Here is a 26,509-nt window from a genome sequence, read left to right as displayed (position 1 = left end):
GAATCTCTCATGATCGATCAATACGAATTAGATCCAGTCCGCAGGAAAAAAACGATCCGTTCACTCGTCGGCTATGCCAAACAAGTGAGACGCTCGATTTTCCTCGGTTTGACCTTACTATTTTTAGCGGTCGGCGCCGAACTAGCCGGACCGTATATCGCCAAAATTATCATCGACGACCATATCGTCGCCATCGAGCGCGATTGGGTTCAAGTCGAGTCAGGCGGGAGTGTCGACTTTGACGGCAACTCCTATGAAAAAGAGACACGGCTCGACGGAGAGACCGTCGTCCGACCTGTCTCGATCGTTCAGACGACGGACGGATACTATCTCGTCCCAGACGCTGTCATGAGTGGTGGGGTACGTGAAGTCGAAGACGGCGTCCTCACCATCACACGGAGCGAGGAATCAGCGACGTACGACAATATCGTGCCGCTCTCCTCGACCGATGTGTTTCAATTTTATGAGACGGATCTTCAGGCCGTGCTTATGTTATCTGCCTTGTACGTCGTCTTGCTTCTTATCGCGGCCGGTTTGAACTGGGGGCAACAGATGCTCCTCCAGCGATCGGCCCATAAGATTGTCAAAACGATGCGACTCGACGTCATGCGGCATTTGCAGACGATTCCGGTCCGCTACTTTGACCAGACACCGATCGGGAAAATCGTCAGCCGCGTCACGAATGACACTGAGACGATTCGCGACCTATATTTGGGCGTGCTCGCACGCGTCTTCCAAAGCGTCGTCATGATGATTGGTGTCCTGATTGCCATGTTCTTCTTGGACGTGCGCCTCGGTCTCGTCTCGCTCATCATCATCCCGGTCGTCATCGTCTGGATTAAGCTATTCCAACGCCTGTCGACCCGAAACAACTTCCGTGTCCGTGCCCTCGTCGCGGATATGAACGCCCAATTGAATGAGAGCATCCAGACGATGCCGATCATTCAATCGTACGTCAAAGAAGATCTCGTCTATGACGAGTTCAACGAGAAAAACAGCGACAACTTCCAAACGAGACGGAAACTGCTCAAACTGGATGCGCTCATGTCGCACAACTTGGTCAACTTCTTCCGCAACATGGCGCTCGCCTTACTCATCTGGGTCGTCGGTGCGCAGACGCTTGGAACGGGCAGCGTGCTCACGCTCGGGATTTTATACGCCTATATCGATTACGTGTCACGGATCTTTGAGCCGGTCACACAAATCATGAACCAACTGTCCCCGCTCCAACAAGCGCTCGTCTCGGCAGACCGGATGTTCCAGTTGCTCGACGAGAAAGGGGAAGACGTGTCCACGGAACGGATTGCACGCTTTAAAGGCGAGGTCGCCTTCGAGGACGTGTCGTTCAGCTATGAGGCCGGGAAACCGGTGCTTCAACACATCGATATCCATGCGGAACCGGGTGAGACGGTGGCGCTCGTCGGTCATACGGGCAGCGGCAAGAGTTCGATCATGAACCTGCTCATGCGTTTTTATGACCCGTCAGAAGGAACGCTCAACATTGATGGCATGGACGTGACGAAACTGCCGACGCAAGCCGTCCGCGCCCATCTCGGTATCGTGCTCCAAGACCCGTTCTTGTTCACGGGCTCGATTCGAACGAACGTGACGCTCGGTGACGAGACGATCTCGGACGAGCGGATTTGGCAAGCGTTGACGGCGGTCGGAGCCGATCGATTCGTCAAACAGTTGCCACACGGAATAGACGAGCCGGTCATCGAACGCGGCGCCTCGCTCTCGAGCGGAGAGCGCCAGTTGATCAGTTTCGCCCGTGCCCTCGTCTTCGACCCAGCCATCCTTGTCTTAGATGAGGCGACGGCAAGTGTCGACTCTGAGACAGAAGCGCTCATCCAAGACGCGCTCAAGACGCTCACATACGGGCGGACGACGTTCGTCATCGCGCACCGTCTCTCGACGATACGGGAAGCGGACCAAATCCTCGTCCTCGATCACGGTCACATCATCGAGCGAGGCAACCATCAATCACTCATCGCTGATGGCGGGGTCTACGCCCGGATGCATGAGTTGCAAAGTAAACAACAAGCCATCAGTTGAGGAGGTCTTATGGAAATTATCGGAAAGCATAACCGGGCCAAAGTGTTCAATGAACGGATTGACGATACGACGCGGGCCCAAATCCAAACGCTCGTCGACCAACCGTTCACGCGAGGCGCCTCGATTCGAATCATGCCGGACATGCATGCCGGCAAAGGATCGGTCGTCGGGACGACGATGACGATTCACGACAAGGTCGTGCCGAACCTCGTCGGCGTCGACCTTGGGTGTGGCATGCTCTGTACGGAAATCAAGGTAAAGCGCATCGACTTTCAACGGCTCGACGACGTCATCCGCCAATATGTACCGAGCGGGATGAACATCCGGGATACAGCACACCCGTACGCGTCTGAGCTCCCACTCGAGGATGTGCGGGCGCCTTATAAGCTCGACCGGGCCCTCCGCTCGGTCGGCACGCTCGGCTCGGGCAATCATTTCATCGAAGTGAACCGGGACGAAGCCGGACGCACGTTTCTCGTCATCCACTCCGGCTCACGCCACCTCGGTGTCCAAATCGCTGACCATTATCAACAGTTGGCGGTCGAGCACATGATGAAGACGGTCGACATTCGAGACGAGATTGAACGGATGAAGGCGACGGGACGGCAGCAGGACATCTCGGTCTATCTCGAGACGGAGCGCGAGGCACGGAATCGTTTCCGCGACCTCGCCTACGTCGAAGGGGAAGCGATGGAAGATTACATGCACGACGTGCGCATCGCACAGCAATATGCGGCCGCCAACCGTCTCGCCATGACCGACGTTATCGTTGAGGCGATGAACTGGAACGTCGTCGACCAATTCGATACGGTCCACAATTATATCGATCACGACGCGATGATGCTTCGGAAAGGGGCCATCTCGGCGCGGAACGGGGAGCGGGTCATCATCCCGATGAACATGCGCGACGGCTCGCTCATCTGTACCGGGAAAGGCAACCCGGATTGGAACTACTCGGGTCCACATGGCGCCGGTCGGGTCATGTCACGCTCGGCAGCGCGGAAACGGGTTGACTTCAAAGAGTTCAAACGATCAATGGAAGGGGTTTGGTCGAGCTCGGTCCGGCCGTCGACGATTGACGAATCACCGTTCGTCTATAAGTCGATGAAGGAAATCGTCCGCTATATCGAACCGGCCGTCACGATTGATCAAGTCATCAAACCACTGTATAACTTCAAGGCGAACTGAAAGGGCGAATTCAGTTTCGCCTTTTTCTTTTCCGCGAAAAATCTGATACGCTACAAGAGAGGTGAGCGAAATGGAAAAACGATTGAGTGATTTATCAAAATATGAACTCGAACAAGAGATTCGGGCGCTCCATGAACGGAAGCGGAAAGCCGAGCAGATGGGCATGGTCAGTGAGATCGAGGTCGTCTTGCGACGGATCGCGATTGCTGAGAGTTATTTGATTGACCCGAAGTCGTTCAAACCGGGGGCGACGTACATCGTCAACTATAATGACCGCCCGTTCCGCTTGAAGTTCGTGAACGGCGTCATGGGCTGGGGGACGTTCGAAGGGGAGACGGCTGAACATGCGATTCCGCTCTCGGAGTTGTCGGAGGTGAACGCATGACCCGGACCGAACAATACGAGCGCTTGGCACACATCTTGAAACAGAAAAATGATGTCTTAAGCGACGTGGAGGCGTTGACGTGGGTCGAAGTGCTGTGGGAGGACTTTGAGACGACACTCGCCCGGGCCGGAGAACCATATCCGGGAGAAGCAAAATCGTTCCAGTATGTCGTGCAACAGATTGATGCGTACGGACCGCAACTCCACTTGTTTCAAACGAAAAATGAGAAGTTCAAGCACTTGATGTCCAAGCGCGACCTTCATTGAAAAATCACGCCATAATCGGCGTGATTTTTTGCTTGCAAACAACTCACAATCCGTTATAATAAAGGTCGCTATTAGTTCGTTTCATAGTTAAGTATTTATAAACTTTCTTTAGTTGGAATCATCTTTCACTAAACTTGAGACGAGGCCGAAAGGAGGGAATGTGACTTGGACGTCGGTCAAAAAATCAAACGGCTCCGCGTCAAGAAGGGCTTGACGCAAGAAGAGCTGGCCGAACGCACGGATTTGAGTAAAGGGTATATCTCTCAAATCGAGCGTGATTTGAGTTCACCTTCGCTTGAGACATTATTCGACTTGTTAGAAGTACTAGGTTGCTCACCGAAAGAATTTTTCGATGAAGAGATCTTTCAAAAGGTAAGTTATAGCGAAGACGACCGGACCGTGTATGTGGATGAGGAACGAAAATACCGGACCGAATGGCTCATCCCGGAATCGAACGAAAAAGAGATGGAACCGATTTTGCTGACCTTCTCCAAACATGGGGAATTCAAGCGCTATGAGCCTTCCCGTTCCGAGACGTTCGTCTACGTCCTGTCAGGGCGGATTGCCCTCAAGCTCGGCCATCACACGTATTTCGCCAAAGCGGGAGAAACATTATATTATGTCGCTTCGGATTCACATCAGCTCGTCAACGACTGTGATGGCGAGAGTGAATGTTTGATCGTCGCGACCCATTCATATTTATAAGGGAGGAACCGAAATGAACCCAGAAACGATTATCCGCTTTGACAACGTGTCGAAGCGTTACGATGACACCGTCGTCTTGGAAAACATTAGCTTTGAGATTGAACGAGGGAAGTTCTATACGTTGCTCGGACCGTCTGGATGTGGGAAGACGACGATTTTACGTCTGATCGCAGGTTTCACGGATGCGACAGAAGGCGACATCCAGTTCAACGGGAAGCGCATTAACGACGTCCCAGCGAACAAACGTCAAGTGAACACTGTGTTTCAAGACTATGCGCTCTTCCCGCACTTGAACGTGTTCGAGAATGTCGCATTCGGTCTGCGCATCAAAAAGATGAAAGAAGCGGACGTGAAGACGAAAGTCGAACAAGCGCTCAAATTCGTTAACTTGAAAGGGTACGAGTCACGTGAAATCGATGAGATGTCAGGCGGGCAACGACAGCGTGTCGCCATCGCCCGTGCCATCGTCAACGAACCGGAAGTCATCTTGCTCGATGAGCCGCTCTCGGCGCTCGATTTGAAGCTCCGGACGGAGATGCAATATGAGCTTCGTGAATTGCAACAGCGTCTCGGCATCACGTTCATCTTTGTCACGCACGACCAAGAAGAAGCGCTCGCCATGTCGGATGAGATTTTCGTCATGAATAACGGAAAGATCGTCCAAAGCGGGACACCGACCGACATTTACGACGAGCCGATCAACCGTTTCGTCGCTGATTTTATCGGAGAGTCGAATATCGTACCGGGCGTCATGCCAGAAGATAACATTGTCACGTTCGCCGGGAAGACGTTCGATTGTGTCGACCAAGGGTTTGATCGCAATGAAAAAGTCGAAGTCATCATCCGTCCGGAAGATTTGGAGATGACGTCGGTCGACTCGGCGAAACTCGTCGTCGATGTTGACTCGCAACTGTTCCGCGGCGTCCACTATGAGATTTGCTGCTATGACCAAGAAGGGAACGAATGGCTCGTCCATTCAACGAAAAAATCGGTCGTCGGCTCAAAAATCGGCCTCACGTTCGATGACGAGGCGATTCACGTCATGCGCTTAGGGGAGACGGAGGAAGAGTTCGACCGTCGTCTCGAGTCCTATGAGGAGGTCGCTCATGAATCAAACTAGTCAAACCGCGAAGACGGTCTATTTGACGACCTATTGGTTATGGATCGCGCTGTTCGTCATCGCGCCGCTCCTGCTCGTCGTCTACTACTCGTTTTTTGATATCGAAGGGAACTTGAGTTTAGAGAACTATCAGATGTTCTTCACGTCGACATATTTGACGATGACGTTGTCTTCCTTCTGGTATGCGTTCTTGATCACGTTCTTCTCGCTCTTGATCGGGTATCCGACCGCCTATTTATTGACGAAGACAAAGCATAAGCAACTTTGGCTTTTGCTCATCATTTTGCCATCATGGATCAACTTATTGCTTAAAGCCTATGCATTCCTCGGAATCTTCGGGACGTACGGCATCACGAACCAATTTTTAGAGGCGATTGGCATCGGGACACAACAGATTTTGTTCACGGATTTTAGTTTCGTGTTCGTGTCGGTCTATATCTTCATCCCGTTCATGATCTTGCCGATTTATAACGCCATTGAAAAGCTCCCGCCGTCGCTCGTCTATGCGTCGCGTGACCTCGGGGCCTCGAACTGGACGACATTCCGCCGGGTCATCTTCCCGCTCACGCTCGACGGCGTGAAGTCAGGGATTCAAATCGTCTTTATCCCGGCATTGTCACTGTTCATGATCACCCGACTCATCGCCGGAAACCGAGTCATTACGCTCGGGACGGCGATTGAACAACAATTCCTCGTCACGCAAAACTGGGGCATGGGCTCGACGATTGCCGTGTTCTTGATTTTGGCGATGGTCCTCGTCATGGTCATCACGCGTGACTGGGGCGCGAAAGGAGCGGTGCGTCGATGAAACCGAAAAAATTTAAATTAGCCAACCTTTATTTGATGGCGGTGTTCTTCATCCTCTACGCACCAATCATCTACTTGGTCGTCTACTCGTTCAACAGTGGCGGGACGATGAGTAACTTTGAAGGCTTCACGCTCGACTGGTACAAGTCGCTCTTTACCGACACCCGCTTGCTCGTCATCGTCTTGAACACGATTGTCATCGCTCTGCTGTCGGCGACGATCTCGACCGTGCTCGGCGTCATCGGCGCGCTCGCCATCTATACGGCGCGGCAACGCTTCACGAAGACGTCGCTCTTGTCGCTCAACAACGTGTTGATCGTCAGTCCGGACGTCATCATCGGGGCGTCGTTCCTCATCCTGTTCACGATGCTCGGGATTCAGCTCGGTTTCTACTCGGTGCTATTGGCGCATATCGCCTTCTCGGTGCCGATCGTCGTCATCTTGGTCTTGCCGAAGCTGCAAGAGATGAGCCCGACGCTCATCGATGCGTCGCGTGACCTCGGCGCGAGCACGTGGGACGTGTTGACGAAAGTCATCTTGCCGTATATCACACCGGGCATCTTCGCCGGGTTCTTCACGGCGCTCACGTATTCGCTCGATGACTTTGCCGTCACATTCTTCGTGACCGGCAACGGCTTTACGACACTTGCCGTCGAAGTCTACTCACGGGCTCGCCAAGGCATCTCGCTCGAAATTAACGCTTTGTCAGCCATCTTGTTCTTGTTCACACTCATTCTCGTCCTTGGGTATTATGTACTTGCCCAACGCGGTGGTAAAGCGAAGGAGGTAAGACGATGAAAAAATTGGTCATCATGTTGACGGTGCCGGTCCTCGTCAGTGCCGCTCTTTTGCTCTGGGTGTATCAAATCAATATGGCGCAAGGGTTTGGCGGCGATAACACGCTTGTCGTCTACAACTGGGGCGATTACATCGATGAAGACTTGATTGGCGAGTTCGAGGAAGAGACGGGTTTGAAAGTCATCTATCAGACGTTCGATTCGAACGAGGCGATGCTCACGAAAATCGAGCAAGGCGGTACGGCGTTCGACATTGCGGTCCCGTCGGATTACGCTATCAGTAAAATGATCGAAGAGGACCTGCTCTTGCCGATCGATTATGACAAGCTCGAGAACTTCGATAACATTGACCCACGTTTCCTCGACAAGTCGTTCGATCCGGGTAACACGTACTCGGTCCCTTACTTCTGGGGAACGGTCGGTATCGTGTACAACCCTGAGCTCATCGACGGTGAGATTACGTCATGGAACGACCTATGGGACATGCCGCTCGAGAATGACATCTTGCTCGCAGACGGGACTCGTGAGGTGATGGGCTTCGGTCTGAACTCGCTCGGTTACTCGCTCAACACGACGGACAAAGACGAGTTGCTCGAGGCGGAGAAAAAGCTCGAGACGCTCTGGCCGAACATCAAAGCGATCGTCGGCGATGAAATCAAGATGCTCATGGCCAATCGCGAAGCGGCCGCGGCCGTCGTCTGGTCAGGTGACGCCTCCGAAATCATGTACGAGAACGAAGAGTTGACGTACGTGATCCCGGAAGAAGGGACGAATCTCTGGTTCGACAACCTCGTCATCCCGAACACATCGAAAAACGTCGAAGGCGCGCACCAGTTCATCGACTTCATGCTTGACGCGGAAATCGCGGCCCGCAATACCGACTATGTCGGATATTCGACACCGAACGAAGCGGCACTTGAATTCTTAGATGAAGAAGTGACGTCAGACGAACGTTTTTATCCGTCAAAAGACGTGACAGATGAGCTCGAAGTGTATGAGAACTTAGGCAAGCGCATGAACGCGTACTACAACGAACTCTACTTGCGCTTTAAAATGCAAAGTAAATAAAAGGAGTCCCGCTCACCGTGAGCGGGACTTTTTTGGATGGGGCGGGGAATCACGTCACCCGTTGCTTGGCAGCGATATGGGCCTCCCTGACGGCTTCGTCCGCAGATGCGAATTGGAGCAGCTGCTCGTAGATGGCCGTCTGTTCCGCCAACGTCAACCGGGCCTCGCCTGGCAAGGCAATCTGCTGTTTCCATGTCTTCCGGTTCAATACGGGAACGTCCGCCACGTCGATGCGCTTCAAGGTCGACCGGTCGCTGAAGACGATCCAAGAGTGGAGCAGACTCCGCTCCACAGCAAGCGTTTGTTCCATCGCTTTCATATGCAACTCGTTCTGTTTAATCGGATTGAAAAAGCGGAACTTCTTTCGATTCGGCATCGACTGCGTCCAGTGCCGTTCTTGTTCATGTCCAAAAATCCAGCCGCTATAATTTTTTGACTCAATCACGTGGACACCACTCTGGTTGATGAACACCACATCGATTTCAGTCGTACGCTCTCGATTCTTTGGATGGGGCAAATATAGATTCGTCAAGATGAAGGGATTCGGGACGCGCTCCTCGATGGCGGCGACACATAAATACTCGCCGTATAAGCCGGTGTCTTGAACGACTTTGAAATAGCTGTGTCCGGTCTGGGCGTAATAGCGGCTCCGTTTATAGCGCTTGACCTTCGTATACAACATACCGCTCATCACCAGGAACAAAGGACCGAATAGACTGACCAATGAAATCAACATTCCGTTGAACGTGCTCGTTAGAAGCTCGGACATAGGCTGCCTCCTTTCGTGTCTCTCTTTACTATATCGAATCGAGCCGATTTTTAGGTTGATTTTTGGGGATAATTGGAAATGTGATTTTAAGAAAAAGATGTCTATTGATTGAAAAAAGACCAGCCATCGAGATGACTGGTCTTCTACATTCAGCTTTGATGCAACTCGGCCCGTTCTTCGTCCGTGAACACGCGGGAACGACTTAAAAATCGTTTTCCTTCCACGCCCTCGACCGAGAACATGCCGCCCCGGCCCTCGACGACGTCGATGATGAGTTGGGTGTGTTTCCAATAATCGTATTGCTTCTCGTGCATATAGAACGGACACCCACCAATCTCACCGAGCAGGACGTCATGATCCCCAACCATGAACTCATCTTGGGGGAAACACATCGGGGAGCTCCCGTCACAACAACCGCCCGACTGGTGAAACAAGAGCGGTCCATGTTTTCGTTTCAGCTGTTCGAGGAGCGCGAGCGTGGCGGGGGTGGCCTCGACGCGATTCACCATCTCAGAAGAACCCGAGTTTTTGTTCGCTATAGCTGACGAGCATGTTTTTCGTCCGTTGATAATGGTTGAGCATCATCTTATGGTTCTCGCGGCCAATCCCAGACATCTTGTATCCGCCGAACGCGGCATGGGCCGGATATTGGTGATAGCAGTTGATCCAGACGCGACCCGCTTGAATCTCGCGACCGAACCGGTAAGCCCGATTCATGTCACGGGTCCAAACGCCGGCGCCGAGTCCATATAACGTGTCATTCGCGATGGCGAGCGCCTCGGCATCGTCCTTGAACGTCGTCACCGACAAGACCGGTCCGAAAATCTCTTCTTGGAAGATACGCATCTTGTTATGGCCTTTGAAGATGGTCGGCTGCACGTAATAACCGTCAGCGAGTTCGCCGTCCATCATGTTGCGCTCGCCGCCGATGAGGCATTCCGCGCCCTCCGACTTTCCGATCTCCAAGTACGACAAGATTTTTTCCATCTGCTCATTTGATGCTTGGGCACCCATCATGACGTCAGGGTCGAGCGGATTTCCGAGTTTGATCGCTTTGACCCGTTCGAGGACGCGTTCCATGAATGGCTCATAAATCGACTCGTGGATGAGCGCGCGTGATGGGCACGTGCATACCTCGCCTTGGTTCAAGGCGAACATGACGAGTCCTTCGATCGACTTGTCAAAGAAATCATCATCGGCGTCCATGATGTCGGCAAAGAAAATGTTCGGCGATTTGCCGCCGAGTTCGAGCGTGACCGGGATGATGTTTTGTGAGGCATACTGCATGATGAGTCGACCTGTCGTCGTCTCACCCGTGAACGCGACCTTATCGACGCGGTCGCTCGACGCGAGCGGTTTGCCGGCCTCGAGTCCGAACCCGTTGACGATATTCAACACGCCTGGCGGGAGCAAGTCTTCAATCAATTCCATGAGCACCATGATGGAAGCAGGCGTCTGTTCAGCTGGTTTCAACACGATACAGTTTCCGGCAGCAAGAGCCGGCGCGACTTTCCAGACCGCCATCAAAATCGGGAAGTTCCATGGGATGATTTGGGCGACGACACCGAGCGGTTCATTGAAATGATAAGCGACCGTGTCGTTGTCGAGTTCACTGATGCCGCCTTCCTGTGACCGGATGACGCCCGCAAAATAGCGGAAGTGATCGATGGCGAGCGGAAGGTCGGCGTTGAGCGTCTCACGGACGGCTTTCCCGTTCTCCCACGTCTCAGCGTAGGCGAGCATTTCGAGGTTCGCTTCCATACGATCGGCGATTTTATTTAAAATGACAGAGCGTTCGGTGACCGACGTTTTGCCCCAGGCGTCTTTGGCGGCATGGGCAGAATCCAAGGCGAGCTCGATATCTTCTTTCGTTGAGCGGGCGACTTCGCATAAAACTTTACCATTTACCGGAGAGGTGTTCTCAAAATATTCTCCCCCTGCAGGCGCGGTCCACTTTCCGTTGATGTAGTTTTCATAGCGGTCTTTAAAGTGAACTTTCGTGCCTGTCGAGTTTGGGACTTCATAAATCATGGTCGTTCCTCCCTTTTCCGTAAAGTGTAGGGACCTTATGTATGCGCTTACATTTTACTGTAAGTCAACAGCTCCCTTTTTTCATCGTAACGGGTTGGTGTGATAAAAGTCAAAATTTTTCGACAATAATTTGTCACATTTAAACGGAAATGTTTTGAAGTCAAGATTTGTGGTAAACATCATATTAGCATCAATTTTAAATCGAAGGAGTGGACGTAATAATGGCAAAAACATATCAAGTCGACCCGGCACACAGTTCGATTACATTTACGGTCAAGCATATGATGATCTCGAAAGTAAAAGGGGAGTTTAAAGATTTTCACGTCGAAGCGAACGGACAACCGGACGATCTCGCGAACGCCCGCGTGAACGTGACGATCAAGGCGGCATCGATCGATACGAATAACAGCGATCGCGACAACCATTTACGGTCTGGCGACTTCTTCGATGTGGAGCAACACGAGGACATCGTGTTCGAGTCGACATCGTTCCGCTCAAAAGGCGGCGGTGAATTCGAACTGACCGGGAATTTGACAATTCGCGGGACGACCCGGGAAGAGACGTTCGAAGTCGAATATGAGGGAAGTGCAAAAGATCCATGGGGTAACATGAAGCACGCCTTCACCGGGGACGGGTCGATCAACCGGGAAGATTACGGATTGACGTGGAACCAGGCGCTCGAAGCGGGCGGCGTCCTCGTTGATAAAAAAGTGAAGTTTGACTTTGAGCTCCAGTTCACGGAGTCGGAGGCATAAAAAAAGTCGCTCTCGCGAGCGACTTTTTACTGTTCGTAGGCCAATTTCTTTTGTAAGCTCTCTTCGCTGAACACCCAACCGGTGAACGAAGACAACACTTCGTTTGACACTTCATCGACGATGACGACGGCGACGAACGGATAAATGTCTTTCGAAAAGTAGCGCAAGTTCGTGAAGCGATATTCAATCATGCCATTGTGGCGTGTGACCGTATACGTGTGAATCTTCGAAAACTCAAGGAACGATTGAAGATCCGCATTTTTACGGGCCTCCACGAAGTGAAGGTCGTCTTCCCCAGGCATCGGCTTGTCACGGAAACGACCACATTCGATGACCGTCCCTTTTTTTACTTTGACTGCTCCTAAACCGTTGCGGAATCGAACGGCGACGTGCCAGTCATCCCAGCCGATACCCGGCGAGATGAACAGTTCGTGGGCGCCGGCGAAGTGACGGGCGACCGTGGCGAGGGCGCGATTACGCAATTTGAACTGGATGGCGTAATAGCTGATGACGAGCGCAATGAGCAGTGCAAAAATCGGGACAGTCGCCCCTGTGATAAGCCATAATACATATGCGCCGTAATAGGCAGAGAACAAATACGGATCGAACGTCCCGATGACGCCCCAGCCAATCCATTTCTTCGAAAATGGTTGGAGGGCTTGCGTCCCGTAGGCGTTGAACAAGTCGACCGTGACGTGCAACAGCACGGCGATTTGTGCCATGACCCATAATGAGGCAGGGTTGACGCCAAGCGCGAGTCCGATGACAGCGCTGACGATGATCGGCCAGGCGAGGAGTGCGGTGATTCCGTGTGAACGACCGCGGTGCTGGCGTAAATACGTGCTATTTCCTTTTAGTTTGAAGACCGTGTCAAAGTCCGGAGCATGCGAGCCGACGAGAGCCGTCGCTGTCATGGCTAGAAACATTTGTGCGTCGCCTGACACCTCTGGGCTGAGGGTCGCGATTGCACTTAAACCAAGTCCCATCCCAATGTGAGTAGCAGTATCCAATGTGCTTCAGCACCTCCATAAGTAGAAAAAACGGCGTTATTTGATCCATTTCATCATACAATATTTTTAAAACGAGGGGAAACGAAATGCTCGATGTTGATAAATTGTTCACAAATTATAATATTCAAGAATTTAACACAAATTTAGTGACGTGGTTCAATCGCGAAAAGCGAGATTTGCCGTGGCGTCACGGGAAAAATCCGTATCGCGTCTGGGTGAGTGAGGTCATGCTCCAACAGACGCGCGTCGATACCGTCATCCCATACTATAACCGTTTCATGGAGCGCTTCCCGACGATTGAGGCATTGGCAGCGGCCGAACCCGATGAGGTTGTCAAATATTGGGAAGGACTCGGTTATTACTCACGGGTCCGAAACCTTCATCAAGCCGTCCGGGAAGTCGTTGCCGTGTACGATGGCATCGTCCCCGAGGAAAAAGAGCGGTTCGAAAAACTAAAAGGCGTCGGGCCGTATACGACCGGGGCCGTGCTCTCGATTGCCTACAATCAGCCGGAACCGGCCGTCGATGGCAACGTCATGCGCGTCATGTCCCGACAATTCGGGATTTATGACGACATCGCCATCCCAAAAACGCGGAAGTTGTTTGAGCAAGTCGTGCGTCGACTGATGGACCCGGCGCATGCCTCGGACTTTAACGAAGGCATCATGGAACTCGGGGCGACGGTATGTACGCCGAAAAACCCGATGTGTTCGCTTTGTCCCGTTCAAGACGATTGTTATGCTTATACCCATAACGTTCAAGATGAACTCCCGGTCAAGACGAAAAAAGGGGCGTCTCGGATTGAGATGTATGATGCGCTTTATTGTCGACAAGAGGGCCGCACGGCCTATATGAAGCGACCGGAAACAGGTCTTCTCGCTGGAATGTGGCAATATCCGCTTACAGACCGGGGAACGGGGGAACAGTTAAACGGAACCTATGTTGGACAAGTGAAACATGTGTTTTCCCACATCGTCTGGTACATCGACTTATACGAAGTCGAGACGTTACCGGCAGGGGAATGGACTTGGCTCGACGAAGAGGCACGGGACGTGGTGACCGTATCGGTCGCCCAACAAAAATTAGAGCAGATGGCAGGTGCAAAAGATGAGACAGTTTGACGTACGAACGCCATATGACACATCCGTTGACACGCTTTGGACGCTGCTCCAAGATGCTTCGCTCTTATCAACACTGACATCGTTCCCGAAAGTGACGCTCCTTGGGGATGGGGCGTCGGTCGAGGGGAATCTCGTTCAATTGCGGGTTGGTGTCGGTCCAGTTTCATTACCGTGGAACAGTGCCATCACATTGACCGGGAATTACGCTTTTTGTGACCAAGGTGTGAAGTTGCCGTTTCCGTTCCGTCGCTTCAGCCATGTCCATCGGGTCGAACAAGTCGGAGGACAGGCTGTCATGGTCGATGAGGTCACATTCGATAGTTACGTACCGACCGTCCTTGTCGAATACTTCGTGCTTCGACCGATGTTCAAAGCGCGAGCCAAAGCATTCCAAAAAACACTAAATTCGTGAAAATAAGAGATTTCCTTTTTCATTGGTTCTGAAAGTCGCTATAATTAAATATGAGAATTGTATAGCATCATAGCGGAAAGGAGGAGCTTATGAGCTTATTTCCCAAAGCAGGTAGCAAGATCGAGATACAGAGCTACAAGCACAACGGAACTTTGCATCGCGTTTGGGAAGAAACGCTCGTCCTTCAGTCGTCAAAAACGGATATGATCGGATTCAATGACCGCATCATGGTCAGTGAGTCAGACGGCCGGCAATGGAGAACTCGTGAGCCGGCAATTTGCTACTTTTCATCTGAGTTTTGGTTCAATGTCATCTGCATGATTCGCGAAGATGGGATTTACTATTACTGTAATCTAGGTTCGCCGACAACGTTCGATGGGGCAGAACGTGCCATCAAGTACATCGACTACGATTTGGACATCAAGGTGTTCCCGGATATGTCGTACACGATTTTAGATGAGGATGAATATGAGCGGCATCGTCGCGAGATGAATTATCCGAAAGCGATTGATCGAATCTTGAAACAGAACGTTCAAGAACTTATTAACTGGATTCGAGGACGGAAAGGGCCGTTCAACCCAACATTCGTCGATGAATGGTATCGCGAATACGAAGCACGTTACCGGAGATGATTGCTCATCTCCGCTTTTTTCTTGAAGGAGGAACTAATGGGTAGTATTAAACGTTATTTAAAGTTCGTTAAACCGTATAAAAAACAAATCGCGCTGACCATCTTCGTCGGGATTTTGAAATTCTCCATCCCGCTCGGGTTGCCGCTCCTTTATAGATATGTCATCGATAACTATTTGACGGAAGATGCTCCGGCTGCCGACTACACGGAGCTCGTCTGGCTGTTCAGCATCGTCTTCTTCGTCTTCCTCGTCTTGAAGCCACCGATTGAATACTTACGCCAATATTTGGCGCAATGGGCGGCGACGCGGATTTTGTTCGACGTCCGGAACCGATTGTTCGATCACGTCCAAAAGTTGTCGCTCCGCTACTATTCGAACAATAAGACGGGACAAATCATCTCGCGCATCATCAACGATGTCGAGCAGACGAAAGATTTCGTCATCACCGGTCTGATGAACATCTGGCTCGATATGGTCACGATTTTGATTGCCATCGCCATCATGTACACGATTGACCCGCAGCTGACGCTCATCGCCGTCTTGCCGCTCCCGTTCTACGCCATCGCCGTCCGTTACTTCTATGGACGATTGCGCCGGCTCACGCGGGAACGCTCGGCCGCCCTTGCGGACCTTCAAGGTCATTTGACCGAACGCGTCAACGGGATGGCCGTCATCCGCAGCTTCGCGCTCGAACCGTATGAGAACAAAGCGTTCGAAGAACAAAACGGCGGTTTCTTGAAGGCTGCACTCCGCCATACGGGGTGGAACGCGAAGACGTACGTCGTCGTCTCGACGATCACCGACATCGCTCCAATTTTGATTTTCACGACGGCCTCATGGCTCGTCTTGCAAGGGGACGTTTCGCTCGGGACGCTCGTCGCCTTTATCGCCTATATCGATCGTCTCTACGCACCGCTCGGTCGTCTCGTCAACTCGGCGACGACGCTCACTCAATCAGTCGCTTCGATGGACCGTGTGTTCGAATTCCTCGATGAGCCGTACGACATCGAAGAGAAGCATAGCGCCTTCGTACCTGTACAAACGGCTGGCGATATCGAACTCGACCGGGTCAGCTTCGCTTATGAGAAAGACGGAGCCCGGGCTCTCCACGATGTCAGCTTGCACATTCGTTCAGGGGAGCGGGTCGCGTTCGTCGGCATGTCTGGCGGCGGGAAATCGACGCTCGTCAGCCTGATTCCACGATTTTATGACGTCACGTCAGGCAGCATTAAAATTGACGACACCGACGTCCGTGATTTTAAACTGCGGGCCCTCCGTGACCAAATCGGGATGGTTATGCAAGACTCGGTCCTCTTCAGTGAATCGGTCGCGATGAATATCCGGATGGGGAATCCGGAAGCGAGTGACGAAGATGTAATCGCCGCCGCGAAAGCTGCCAACGCCCATGAGTTCATCTCAAACTTGCCGGACGGCTATAATACGCCGGTCGGGGAGAAAGGGGTTAAACTGTCAGGTGGGCAAAAGCAACGGCTCGCCATCGCCCGGGTCTTCTTGAAACATCCACCGATCATCATTCTCGACGAAGCGACGAGTGCGCTTGACCTTGAGAGTGAGGCGATGATTCAGGATTCGCTCGCGCGATTGACGAGAGGCAGAACGACGCTCATCGTCGCGCACCGATTGTCGACCATCACCGACGCCGATAAAATCGTCGTCGTCGATAACGGACAAATCATGGAGACCGGGACGCATGAAGAACTGATGCGTCGCCGCGGCGCCTATTACGATTTGTATATGATTCAAGATTTAGCAGTCGTCGAATGAGACGGGACCTCGAGGAAACTCGAGGTCTTTTTGTTTTCCGTGACAGTGAGACGGGAATGAAGAAACGACATGCCAAAAGGGGGATGAACCAATGATGAACGGGGAAGGATTAATTACGGTAAAACCGCTAAAAGACGCGCTCGAGCTGACGTGGTCAGTCGAAGGGACGGTCCGGCTCACGCGGAACGGGAAGTATGTGTATGAAGGAACCGATCAACACTATGTCGATCACGAGACCGGTGTGGGAGAACAAGTCGCTTATCGCATCACGGACGAACAGGGGGAAGTGGCGAAAGTGTATACGGCCGCCGTCGACCCAACTGACGACTTGTACTGGAATCGTCATCTCACGTCGGCAGTCGTCGCCTCGAACGGCACCCATCTCCAATGGGACCCGATTGCTGACGTCGAAACGTATGCGATTTACCGGCAAGGACGACGCATTGCCGAAGTCGTCGGCCATGCTTATTTGGACGAGACGCCGCTCCATGAGCCGACAATGTATGAAGTGCGGGCGCTCCGCTCTGTGAAGCGAGATGAGAAACCGGGGACGAGTCTCATTCACGCCGTCGGCAAAGCGATGTCACTCGCCAAAGAATTGAAGACGGACACGAGACGGGACAAGGAATTGTACGTCATGTATTTTCTCGTCAGTCCGATTCGACCTGATTTGGAGACGGTGGACCAGATTCAGCTTCGCGTCCAGACGTTCATCCGCCCGCCGATGATTAAAAACCCGAACTTGTTGTCGCCTCATCCGTATTTTGAAGGAGACGGTCGCCCTTATAACGTTCATGCGACCGACTACCGGACGCGGACGGAAGTGAAAGCCGAAGGGCTGAGTGGTATTCCGATCGTCTCCATCAAAAAAGATGCGAATGTGACGCGTGGCTATACGAAGCATCACCGTTTGACGGGTGAAGATATCGCCTCTGTCGACCAAGTGTATCTCGAAGATGTCGATATCGACCGCGGGCGGGCGGCGTATCGGTTGCAACATTCCGTTGGCAACCCGCTCGTTATCGCGCCGGACATCAAATATACGATCGTCGCGCAATTAAAGGACAATGCTACGTTCAAGCTGTCCGGAAGTCATACGCAATCGCCACATCATGAGGTGTATCTTCAAGTCGGTGATGCCCCATGGACGACGATTCACCGGGCGGACGACCTCGGTGTTAGTTTCATGGGCAATCCGATGCCGGAATGTCACTGGACGTACTTGACCTGTATGGACTAAAAAAAACCGTCGACTCATCGAGTCGGCGGTTTTGGTTGTTGGTCGAGAAATCGGCTCCGTTCTTCCGGCGTCGGCAGTTTGCACGTCTGTTTTTGTCCGAACCACTGATAGCGATGTTTAGCGATTAGGTCATAGCCGAAATCGCGAATCGGTTTTGGGACGAACCTCACAAACCGGAGCCAACGCCACTTCCCATCCAATCCTTCAGCGATGCGGACCGCCGCGTCGGATTTAATGTACGGGACACCATCGCGAATCAACACGATGCTGTCGACCGAGTCGTTGATACGATGACGTTTACGTAAAGCTTGACCGGCCTCGCCTTGAAGCGAGGCGAAATGAAAGTTCCCCGTCGCGTCACGGTTCAAGATGAACTGGACGCTCGCGTCGCAAAAGTTACAGTCTCCATCAAATAATACAATGGCTGGCATACCACTCGCCTCCTTCACTCTTGCCTGTTTCCGTTCCGGTGTCACTTCAAACGTCATGCGGCGAGCTGGCGCACCGATTCCATCCTATATAACGAGACGTAGTAGAGGTAGGCACCGAGCGCTCCGAACAAGAAGATGTAGCCACTCATGAACACGGGTCCGATGAATGCTCCGACGACAATCCCGGCCGCGGCCACGAGTTTGGCCCCGTGGAATGTGAGTCCACCGAAAGCAAGGTACGAGGCGCGACGCTCCGGGTCGAGCAAATCGACTTGTTTCACTTGGCGGATCGGCGAGTACAGCAATTCGCCGACTGTGAAGACAACGGCCAAGACGGCGAGAATCAGGAACGAGTTCATCGACGTGATGGCAGCGTACGCCGTGATGTATAACGACAAGCCGATGAAGAACACGTATTTCTCACGGTACCGTTTCACAAACGCAGTGACAGCGAACGTGATGGCGACGACGAGTAGTGTATTCTCGAGTTGCATGAATGCCATCATTCGGACACCATCGAACGGAACACCGACGATCGAGCGCTGTTGAAACGATTCCGCCAAATGAACACCGATATAGTTCGCCATATGGAACTCGGTCGAGAAGACGAGCATGCTGCCGAGCACGAACAACATCCAGCGTCGGTCATTGAGGGCGATCCGGTAGTTTTGAATCACGCCGACAATCGGATTGGCCGGCGTCGACCGGTTACCTTGATGCGAATCGACGAGATAGCGTTGCAAGACGACCGTTGTGATGGTCAATACGAGCGTCATCCCGACGAACAAGCCGAAGCGGTAGTCACGATAGAAGGCACCGCCGAGCATGACACCGCCGGCGATAGCCAAGTTGACGAGCCAATAATCATATACATAAATCGCTTTCCGATTCGATTCTTCCATCGAATCGATGACGATTGCCTCCAAGGCCGGATAGTTCAACCCGTTGGCGACCGCGTGACCGAAGTAGAGAATGGCCACGGCGAGTGCCCAATTGTTTGATGGGTGAATCGCCACCGTCATTCCGATGAAGCAAAGGATTTGAACGAGTTGGCCGATTTGTAAGACGTGCTTGCGATTGAAGCGATCCGAGAAGTACCCACCGAACAAGCCGGTGACATACCCGACGATGACGAATGACGTCATGATGATCCCGGCAGCGATTTTGCCGAGTTCTTCTGAAAAGTATAAAGCCATGAATGGAAAGATGGCCGAGCCGACGATGCGGATGAAAAAACCGCAGACGAGTCGAAGCCGAACGTTGGTTGGAAAATCTTTGAATTTCATGTGAGCACCTCCTTGTCACTACTTTAAACGTGGACTACACTTGGTAAAAAGAGACAAAATATTTGGACATGTCCACTTTTAGGGGGAAGGTCATGAATGCGAAACTAGTGGCGATTTATCGCCACACGATAGAGACGGGCAAAAGGGAAGTGACGTTGCGGGAAGCGGTTGAAGCAGTCGGCTATAGTGAGAAACAAGTGAAGCGTGATATCAAGGCGTGGCAAACGTTAGGCTGGGTGGAATATCAGGCCGGGAAAGGGCGGGGTCATGAATCGATACTCCGCTTTCAGTCGGGATTTGCTCGGACGCTGAACGACTGGGTCGAAACCTCATTCTCAACGGCCTCGATGGCGGACGCGGCCAAATGGTTGGAGTGGGAGTGGCCACCCGCGTTACGGGAATTGATTCAAGCCCGGATTTGGAGTCGATTCGGTTTCGAACAGACGGAAGAAGACCGATTCGTGTTTCCGCGTACCCGGACGCTTGAATCACTCGACCCGCTCGACATCCATATCGCGATGGAGGCGTCCTTGTCTCGGCACGTCTTCGATCGCCTCTTCGAATGGGATGGGACGACGGTCCAAACGTCCCTTGCCCATCATATCGAAGAAGTGACATTCGGATTTCGGTGTTATATCCGAAAAGGCGTCACATTCCACAACGGGATGACGTTAGCCGCCAAAGATGTCGTTTACTCGTTGAATCGATTATTGGCTCGCGGAAAACAAGTTTGGTTGTTCGCGCCAATCGAACGGGTCGAATCGCCGGCGCCTTACGTCATTGACATCCATACGAAAGCGCACCGGGCCTACATCGAACGTTTACTTGCCCAAACGCCGGCATCCATTACGTATGAAGGGGCAGAAGGGATTGTCGGGACGGGACCGTTCAAATTGGAGAAACGGTCCGAAGAAGTCGTCCGGTTGCGGGCGTTCGAGCGTGGGCTTCGACCGCGTCCTTCATTAGATGTGGTCGAATTTGTCACGTTCTCAGAAACGGATTATGCCAAGTGGAGCGCCGGTGATGATCAGAGCATCGTCAAGTGGATCGCTGAGGCCGGGGCGCGTTATCTCATGTTCAACTTGCAGCACTCTTGGCTCAAAGATGATATGGACACACGACTTGCCATTCAACAGGCAATCCATAAAGAAGCGTTCGTCGACTTGGGAGGAGAGCGTCATCAAGTGGCCCATGGTTTTTTCCCGGAGGCAAGTCGACCGGTGGCGGCACCAAAAGCAACGGGAAGTTCGCGCCGTCCACTGCGTCTATTGCATTTGCCGTTCGACGTTGCGACAGAAGACGCGATGCTTGTCGCGGAACAGTTGCGCGTAGCCGGCTTTACCGTTGAGACCGAGACGTATACGATTGCCTCGTTACTACAAGAGGAGACGCTCCGGCGTGCTGATTTGATTTTATGCGGGGAGATGATGAGCGAAGATCTCGATTTGGCGTTTCTCGCGTTTTTGACGAGTGAACTGTCACTCGTCGGCAAGTTAATCGCGCATGAAACGGAGCTCCGGACGATGATGGACCGTTACCGTCAGACCGATATGAGTGCGTGGCCGTGGCTCCATCGTGACGTCGAGCGTTATTTGACAGAAGCAGCACTTGTTATTCCTCTGTATCACGTGGCCCGAGAGCGGCGATTCCCGAGCTTTCTAGGGGAAGTTCCAGTCGATGTGTTCGGCCACCCCCGCTACGACCAGCTGTGGATTCGGCCTTCGGTGTAAACGAAAAGGAGATGCCGCGGCATCTCCTTTTGCTTATAGTTGGGCGAACGCGCGGTTTACAGCGGCAATCGTCTCTTCGATATCTTGTTCGGTATGCTCAGTCGTCAAGAACCAAGCCTCGTACTTCGAAGGGGCTAAATTGACACCGTTCTCGAGCATCAATTTGAAGAAACGTCCGAACACTTCACCGTCTGATTTTTCGGCGCCTTCGTAATCGGTCACAATCTCGTCCGTGAAGTAAACCGTAAGGGCACCTTTTAAACGGTTCAACGTGATGGTCACACCATGTGTTTCTGCGGCTTCACGAATCCCGGCCTCGAGCTCGGCACCGAGTGCGTCGAGCTTTTCGTAAACGCCGGGTTGCTCGAGAACCTCGAGACAAGCGAGACCCGTTGCCATCGACGCCGGGTTGCCGGCCATTGTTCCGGCCTGATAGGCTGGGCCGAGCGGAGCGACCGTCTCCATGATTTCAGCTTTACCGCCATAGGCACCAATCGGCAAGCCTCCGCCGATGATTTTCCCGAGTGCGGTCATATCCGGTTCAATCCCGTACACTTGCTGGGCGCTTCCGTACGTGAAACGGAACGCCGTGATGACTTCGTCGTAAATGACGAGTGCACCATGTTCATGGGTGATGTCATTGACGGCCTGGAGGAAGCCTGGTTTCGGCTCGACGATCCCGAAGTTCCCGACAATCGGTTCGACGAGGACGCAGGCGATTTGACTTCCCCATTCGCTCATCATGTCTCGGAACGCCTCGACGTCATTGAACGGCACGGTGATGACTTCTTTCGCCGTAGCTCGTGTGACGCCGGCTGAGTCTGGTGAGCCGAGCGTGGCCGGTCCACTGCCTGCCGCGATGAGCATCAAGTCCGAGTGACCGTGATAGCAACCGCTGAATTTGACGACGAGCTCACGACCGGTATAGGCGCGAGCGACACGAACGGTCGTCATGACCGCCTCGGTCCCTGAGTTGGTGAAACGGACTTTATCCATTGACGGGATGGCCGCCTTTAGTTTTTTCGCGAACTCGACTTCAAGCGCGTGCGGTGTCCCGTAAAGGAGTCCTTTAGACGACGCCTCAATCAACGCTTTATGGATATGCGGATGGGCGTGGCCAGTGATAATCGGTCCGTACGCCGCCAAATAGTCGATATAGCGATTGCCGTCGACGTCATAGAAATAAGCGCCGTCTCCTCGTTCCATATAGACGGGTGCACCGCCGCCGACTGCCTTGAATGAGCGGGAAGGGCTATTGACCCCGCCGACGATGTGCGTCAAGGCGTCGGTATACAAAACGTCTGAATTGTTGCGTGTAGATGGTGTTGCCATATGTATTGCCTCCTTTTACAAATTCGCACTTATTGTATCATAGCCGTCAACCGCATAAGCTCAACGTTTGACGACCGTTCAAGAAATCAGTACACTATTTATAAAGATTACTATATAAGAAATAGGTTAATTCTAACTGACATTTCGCATGAATTTTATAGAAGAAATGAGGGATTGACGTGGGAAGCGAAATGCTTGACCATGCTGTTCAGTCGCTCCGAGAACATGGAGTCAGAATGACGCCTCAGCGCCAGGCCATTTTGGAGTACCTCGTCACGGAGCACAGTCACCCGACAGCGGATGACATTTATAAGGCACTTTCGGCGAGATTTCCGAACATGAGTGTCGCTACCGTCTACAATAACTTGCGCGTCTTTAAAGAAGTCGGACTCGTTCAAGAGATGAACTATGGGGACGCTTCGAGTCGCTTTGATTTTGTGACGTCGCGTCACTACCACATCATCTGTGATGCATGTGGGAAAGTCGTCGACTTCAACTATCCGGTCCTCGATGAGATCGAATCGGTCGCATCTCAATTGACAGGGTTCAAAGTCGATCGTCACCGTCTTGAAGTATACGGGACGTGCCCGGCTTGCCAAGCTGAACAAGCGCATAAACATTAAAAAAACATCCTCAGGCAGAGGATGTTTTTTTTATTCGTGTGAATGGGTTTGACGCTTATTATATTTTTCATCGAACTCTTTACCTTCGAGCGATTGATCGATCGTGAGCGGTTCGTCGCAGTGCATACATAAGTCGACCCGGCCGAGCATCTTTGTCTGTTTCTCACAATTCGGGCAAGTGACGACGATGGCTTTCGTGGATGCCATCCCAATAATAAAGTAGAGCGCTGAACTCGATAACACCATCACGAAGCCGAGCAACATGAAAATAATCATCAGCCATGTGATGCTTTTCGCCAACAGGCCGAGATACATGACTCCGATTCCCGCAAAGACGAGCAACAACGCAAGGTTTCGAGCGCGGTTGATTTTATTCCCCCGTTTTTTCATTTCGTAATCCCTCCATGTCTGTCTTTACTATAGCTCATCTGCACGACCGTGAGAAGTTCATACAATCGCTGGCAGGAGAATTTTAAAAGAAGGCGAATCATTTTTGTATCAGATTATTGGGTGGACGATTGTGGTTCATCATTATAGAAAGAAGGTATCAAGGTGACTATGGAGTATGCGACGCGCACGATCTATTCGGAATATGCGGCCTTGAAGACAACGCTTGGCATCATTGAAGTGAAAAAGAAACGGCCGAGAGATCCTTTGACCGATCAATCGGACCGGCTGTTGATTGTGATTGAAGCGAAAGAAGAACCGTTCTGGACAGTGAAACATTATCAGGTTGGGCAAGAGAAAATTATTCTTCATCTCGTAAGTGACTCGATGATGGATCGTTGGATTTTAATGAACGAGAATCGCCGGGCCATTCATTGGATTGAAGATGGGATGGTTTTGTTTGAACGAAATACGTTTTTATTAGACTTGCGACAACGCCTTCGTAATTTTTCGAATGATGAGCAACGTCTTCAACTGTCCCTTGCTTTTGCGAAGTTGTTGCGACGCTTTGAAGATGGACGAAGCTTATTTTTACAAGAGGAGCATCAAGATGCTTTCACCCAAATCCATCACGCCTTGACTCATTTGGCGCGGTTGTCGGTGTTGGAGGCCGGAATTCATCCGGAAATCATATTGTGGAAGCAAGTGCGCACACTCGATTTGGAAATATATAAGTTACATGAAGAACTGGTGAGCGGACAAGAATCGCTAGAACAGCGGATTCATTTGGTGATCATCGGCATTGAACATTTGATTCAATCGAAAGTGTTGCCCGGCACTCTCCTTCTATTACAAACGATGCAACAACGGGATGAACCGTGGCCGTTCTCAGAATTGATGGAGCATCCGAACTTGCAAGCATTGAAAGTCGACCTGGGGAGCATCGTCGGCTTCCTCGTTCGAAAAGGATATGTCCGGTCGGTCGCCCGGCCGACAAAAGGTGTCGGTGTCGAAGCAATCGCTTATGAAATCGCCTGACTACTATAGAAGCGAATGGAGTAGCTGATTTAGATGAAAATGATGAAGTTTATATTAGGCAGTGTGTTTATTGTGTTTGTGGCTTGGGTCATATCAGTTTTCATAGGATTGTTCATGATGGACGATCCGGTTGCCGGGGCACGTCCGATTGTATGGACGATTTGGTATGGAGTAGCGTTAGTGATTGTCATTATGGCGCTATATGACTTCTCACCGTTGAAAAAAGGTCATCTCAAGCGAATCGCTTTAATTGGAACGGTGCTCGGGGTCGTCTTCTTTGGTTCGGTGAAAGGCTATTATGTGTATACAGAAGGTTTACGGATTGAAGAACGGGGCGTCGAGTTGATGGACTATCAGCCTTTTAAGGAAAAATCGGATTTAGCGGAGCTGGACGGCGAATCTTCGTCTAAACTAGACTCGAAGTTGCCGCGTCTCGATGGCGCGACAGCCCTTTATCCACTTTATGCGTCTTTCGTCGAGGCGGTCTATCCATCAGGCGAATATAATCCATACGGCATCGAAGAATGGGATGAGAGCCCTGTCGTATCGACGACGACAGGTGAAGCCTATGATCGTTTGATTCGCGGGGAGACAGATATCATCTTTGTTGCCGGACCATCGGATCTACAAGTGGCTGCGGCCGAGAAGGCTGGTGTGCAGTTCAACATGACGCCGATCGGGCGCGAAGCGTTTGTCTTCTTTGTACATGAAGACAATCCGGTTGACTCTCTCAAATTAGAAGAAATACAGCAAATTTATGCGGGAGACCTCGACGATTGGAGTGAGGTCGGAGGCGAGACTGATACGATTCGAGCATTTCAACGTCCAGAAGGGAGCGGGAGTCAGACTGCTCTTCAGCGGGTGATGGGGGAAGAGAAACTGATGGATGCCCCAGTCGAAGATGTCCCGGAAGGAATGGGTGGGATTATCGAGCAGACGGCAGCCTACCACAACCATAAGAATGCGATTGGCTTTTCTTTCCGTTATTACGCGACCGAGATGGTAGAGGACCATGACATTAAATTACTTCAAGTGAACGGGATTGCCCCGACGGTCGAGACGATCGCTGACGGGACGTATCCAATCACTTCTGAATTTTATGCCATCACGACAGAAGAGAATTATGAAACGTACAAGCCGTTTTTGGATTGGATGACGTCTGAAGAAGGACAAACATTGGTAGAACGGACGGGTTACGTTCCGTTAGCGCAAGACTGAAGGGTTGAGCCTCGCTAAGGGGCTCAACCTTTTTTTATTTTTTGTGATATTTCTATTGACGAAGTGGTAAATAGAGATTATAGTTATAAACGTTGTCACAGCGAAAGATTATTTCAGTAAAACAATTTGTGAAAAAAGTTGTTGACGCGGAGATAGACGACGTGATAAATTAATGAAGTCGCCAAGAGCGGCAGACGAACTTTGAAAACTGAACGATGAGGCAAAAAAAGTTTTACAATTTTTGAATGAAGCGCAAGCTTCGTCATTTTTAAAGAGCTATATCAAATTCTTTGGAGAGTTTGATCCTGGCTCAGGACG

At 51.7% G+C, this 26,509-nt stretch carries 27 protein-coding genes; 19 read left to right on the top strand and 8 right to left on the bottom strand.

What is annotated here, in order from left to right:
- Window positions 1-9: 9 nt before the first annotated feature.
- The 9 genes from KNP86_RS10320 to KNP86_RS10280 all read left to right on the top strand — a co-directional run bounded on the left by KNP86_RS10320 (window position 10) and on the right by KNP86_RS10280 (window position 8,391).
- On the top strand, window positions 10-2,055 hold the full coding sequence (locus tag KNP86_RS10320) for an ABC transporter ATP-binding protein (RefSeq protein WP_214754213.1): 2,046 nt from the start codon (window positions 10-12) through the stop codon (window positions 2,053-2,055).
- Between the two features lie 9 nt (window positions 2,056-2,064).
- Window positions 2,065-3,243, top strand: coding sequence for an RNA-splicing ligase RtcB (locus KNP86_RS10315; RefSeq protein WP_034781001.1), 1,179 nt, complete (start codon window positions 2,065-2,067; stop codon window positions 3,241-3,243).
- 70 nt (window positions 3,244-3,313) lie between these two features.
- Window positions 3,314-3,628, top strand: coding sequence for a YfhH family protein (locus KNP86_RS10310; protein ID WP_034780998.1), 315 nt, complete (start codon window positions 3,314-3,316; stop codon window positions 3,626-3,628).
- On the top strand, window positions 3,625-3,894 hold the full coding sequence (locus KNP86_RS10305) for a YfhJ family protein (protein WP_034780997.1): 270 nt from the start codon (window positions 3,625-3,627) through the stop codon (window positions 3,892-3,894). The genes KNP86_RS10310 and KNP86_RS10305 overlap by 4 nt, the downstream gene beginning before the upstream one ends.
- Before the next feature lie 165 nt (window positions 3,895-4,059).
- Complete coding sequence (locus KNP86_RS10300; protein ID WP_034780996.1) at window positions 4,060-4,599, top strand: helix-turn-helix domain-containing protein; 540 nt, start codon at window positions 4,060-4,062, stop codon at window positions 4,597-4,599.
- Window positions 4,600-4,612: 13 nt separating this feature from the next.
- Window positions 4,613-5,719 carry an ABC transporter ATP-binding protein gene (locus KNP86_RS10295; RefSeq protein ID WP_034780995.1) on the top strand — a complete coding sequence of 369 codons (1,107 nt, stop codon included), beginning with the start codon at window positions 4,613-4,615 and terminating at the stop codon, window positions 5,717-5,719.
- Complete coding sequence (locus tag KNP86_RS10290) at window positions 5,706-6,527, top strand: ABC transporter permease (RefSeq protein ID WP_034780994.1); 822 nt, start codon at window positions 5,706-5,708, stop codon at window positions 6,525-6,527. Before KNP86_RS10295 ends, KNP86_RS10290 begins: the two co-directional genes overlap by 14 nt.
- Window positions 6,524-7,324: an ABC transporter permease gene (locus KNP86_RS10285; RefSeq protein WP_034780992.1), complete on the top strand. Its 801-nt coding sequence runs from the start codon at window positions 6,524-6,526 to the stop codon at window positions 7,322-7,324. The genes KNP86_RS10290 and KNP86_RS10285 overlap by 4 nt, the downstream gene beginning before the upstream one ends.
- The gene (locus tag KNP86_RS10280; RefSeq protein ID WP_214754211.1) at window positions 7,321-8,391 is read left to right on the top strand and encodes an ABC transporter substrate-binding protein; all 1,071 of its coding nucleotides are present in this window, start codon (window positions 7,321-7,323) and stop codon (window positions 8,389-8,391) included. Before KNP86_RS10285 ends, KNP86_RS10280 begins: the two co-directional genes overlap by 4 nt.
- Before the next feature lie 49 nt (window positions 8,392-8,440).
- Here the strand turns inward: KNP86_RS10280 and KNP86_RS10275 are convergent, their stop codons facing one another.
- The 3 genes from KNP86_RS10275 to exaC form a co-directional block, all read right to left on the bottom strand.
- Entirely contained in the window at window positions 8,441-9,160 is a 720-nt protein-coding gene (locus KNP86_RS10275) for a nuclease-related domain-containing protein (protein WP_052090272.1), read from the bottom strand.
- Between the two features lie 149 nt (window positions 9,161-9,309).
- Window positions 9,310-9,669 (bottom strand): DUF779 domain-containing protein, encoded by a 360-nt coding sequence (locus tag KNP86_RS10270; RefSeq protein WP_034780988.1) that lies wholly within the window; start codon window positions 9,667-9,669, stop codon window positions 9,310-9,312.
- 1 nt (window position 9,670) lies between these two features.
- Window positions 9,671-11,191 (bottom strand): acetaldehyde dehydrogenase ExaC, encoded by a 1,521-nt coding sequence (gene exaC / locus KNP86_RS10265; RefSeq protein ID WP_021067746.1) that lies wholly within the window; start codon window positions 11,189-11,191, stop codon window positions 9,671-9,673.
- Window positions 11,192-11,412: 221 nt separating this feature from the next.
- Here exaC and KNP86_RS10260 point away from each other — a divergent pair, with 221 nt between their 5' ends.
- The gene (locus tag KNP86_RS10260) at window positions 11,413-11,946 is read left to right on the top strand and encodes a YceI family protein (protein WP_034780985.1); all 534 of its coding nucleotides are present in this window, start codon (window positions 11,413-11,415) and stop codon (window positions 11,944-11,946) included.
- Window positions 11,947-11,972: 26 nt separating this feature from the next.
- Here the strand turns inward: KNP86_RS10260 and KNP86_RS10255 are convergent, their stop codons facing one another.
- On the bottom strand, window positions 11,973-12,956 hold the full coding sequence (locus KNP86_RS10255; protein ID WP_034780983.1) for a metal-dependent hydrolase: 984 nt from the start codon (window positions 12,954-12,956) through the stop codon (window positions 11,973-11,975).
- An 86-nt stretch (window positions 12,957-13,042) separates the two neighbouring features.
- Here KNP86_RS10255 and mutY point away from each other — a divergent pair, with 86 nt between their 5' ends.
- From mutY to KNP86_RS10230, 5 genes are all read left to right on the top strand, one after another.
- Entirely contained in the window at window positions 13,043-14,077 is a 1,035-nt protein-coding gene (mutY, locus tag KNP86_RS10250) for an A/G-specific adenine glycosylase (RefSeq protein WP_214754209.1), read from the top strand.
- Window positions 14,064-14,489: an SRPBCC family protein gene (locus KNP86_RS10245; protein WP_034780979.1), complete on the top strand. Its 426-nt coding sequence runs from the start codon at window positions 14,064-14,066 to the stop codon at window positions 14,487-14,489. The genes mutY and KNP86_RS10245 overlap by 14 nt, the downstream gene beginning before the upstream one ends.
- A gap of 89 nt (window positions 14,490-14,578) precedes the next feature.
- A complete protein-coding gene (gene ntdP / locus KNP86_RS10240) occupies window positions 14,579-15,121 on the top strand; it encodes a nucleoside tri-diphosphate phosphatase (RefSeq protein ID WP_021067741.1) in 543 nt (180 codons plus the stop codon).
- A gap of 36 nt (window positions 15,122-15,157) precedes the next feature.
- Window positions 15,158-16,906, top strand: a complete 1,749-nt coding sequence (locus tag KNP86_RS10235; protein WP_214754207.1) for an ABC transporter ATP-binding protein — start codon at window positions 15,158-15,160, stop codon at window positions 16,904-16,906.
- A gap of 91 nt (window positions 16,907-16,997) precedes the next feature.
- Complete coding sequence (locus KNP86_RS10230; protein ID WP_214754205.1) at window positions 16,998-18,146, top strand: DUF3238 domain-containing protein; 1,149 nt, start codon at window positions 16,998-17,000, stop codon at window positions 18,144-18,146.
- 14 nt (window positions 18,147-18,160) lie between these two features.
- Here KNP86_RS10230 and KNP86_RS10225 read toward each other — a convergent pair whose 3' ends face one another.
- Entirely contained in the window at window positions 18,161-18,577 is a 417-nt protein-coding gene (locus KNP86_RS10225; protein WP_214754204.1) for a thiol-disulfide oxidoreductase DCC family protein, read from the bottom strand.
- Between the two features lie 53 nt (window positions 18,578-18,630).
- The gene (locus KNP86_RS10220) at window positions 18,631-19,863 is read right to left on the bottom strand and encodes an MFS transporter (protein WP_214754203.1); all 1,233 of its coding nucleotides are present in this window, start codon (window positions 19,861-19,863) and stop codon (window positions 18,631-18,633) included.
- A 92-nt stretch (window positions 19,864-19,955) separates the two neighbouring features.
- Between KNP86_RS10220 and KNP86_RS10215 the strand changes: the two genes are divergently transcribed.
- Window positions 19,956-21,593 carry an ABC transporter substrate-binding protein gene (locus KNP86_RS10215; RefSeq protein ID WP_214754202.1) on the top strand — a complete coding sequence of 546 codons (1,638 nt, stop codon included), beginning with the start codon at window positions 19,956-19,958 and terminating at the stop codon, window positions 21,591-21,593.
- Between the two features lie 33 nt (window positions 21,594-21,626).
- Here KNP86_RS10215 and KNP86_RS10210 read toward each other — a convergent pair whose 3' ends face one another.
- Window positions 21,627-22,925 carry a glutamate-1-semialdehyde 2,1-aminomutase gene (locus KNP86_RS10210; protein WP_034780968.1) on the bottom strand — a complete coding sequence of 433 codons (1,299 nt, stop codon included), beginning with the start codon at window positions 22,923-22,925 and terminating at the stop codon, window positions 21,627-21,629.
- Between the two features lie 191 nt (window positions 22,926-23,116).
- Here KNP86_RS10210 and perR point away from each other — a divergent pair, with 191 nt between their 5' ends.
- On the top strand, window positions 23,117-23,548 hold the full coding sequence (gene perR / locus KNP86_RS10205; RefSeq protein WP_029596002.1) for a peroxide-responsive transcriptional repressor PerR: 432 nt from the start codon (window positions 23,117-23,119) through the stop codon (window positions 23,546-23,548).
- A 30-nt stretch (window positions 23,549-23,578) separates the two neighbouring features.
- Here perR and KNP86_RS10200 read toward each other — a convergent pair whose 3' ends face one another.
- Window positions 23,579-23,938: a YgzB family protein gene (locus tag KNP86_RS10200; RefSeq protein WP_131438348.1), complete on the bottom strand. Its 360-nt coding sequence runs from the start codon at window positions 23,936-23,938 to the stop codon at window positions 23,579-23,581.
- A gap of 168 nt (window positions 23,939-24,106) precedes the next feature.
- Between KNP86_RS10200 and KNP86_RS10195 the strand changes: the two genes are divergently transcribed.
- The gene (locus KNP86_RS10195) at window positions 24,107-24,973 is read left to right on the top strand and encodes a nucleotidyltransferase-like protein (protein WP_034780965.1); all 867 of its coding nucleotides are present in this window, start codon (window positions 24,107-24,109) and stop codon (window positions 24,971-24,973) included.
- Window positions 24,974-25,090: 117 nt separating this feature from the next.
- Window positions 25,091-26,191, top strand: coding sequence for a PstS family phosphate ABC transporter substrate-binding protein (locus KNP86_RS10190; protein ID WP_251130495.1), 1,101 nt, complete (start codon window positions 25,091-25,093; stop codon window positions 26,189-26,191).
- Window positions 26,192-26,509: the final 318 nt, after the last annotated feature.

Source organism: Exiguobacterium sp. s16 (assembly GCF_018618115.1).
GTDB classification, from domain to species: domain Bacteria; phylum Bacillota; class Bacilli; order Exiguobacteriales; family Exiguobacteriaceae; genus Exiguobacterium; species Exiguobacterium mexicanum_A.
Note: the sequence above shows the minus strand (reverse complement) of the source record. Positions and strands in the feature narration are given on the sequence as shown.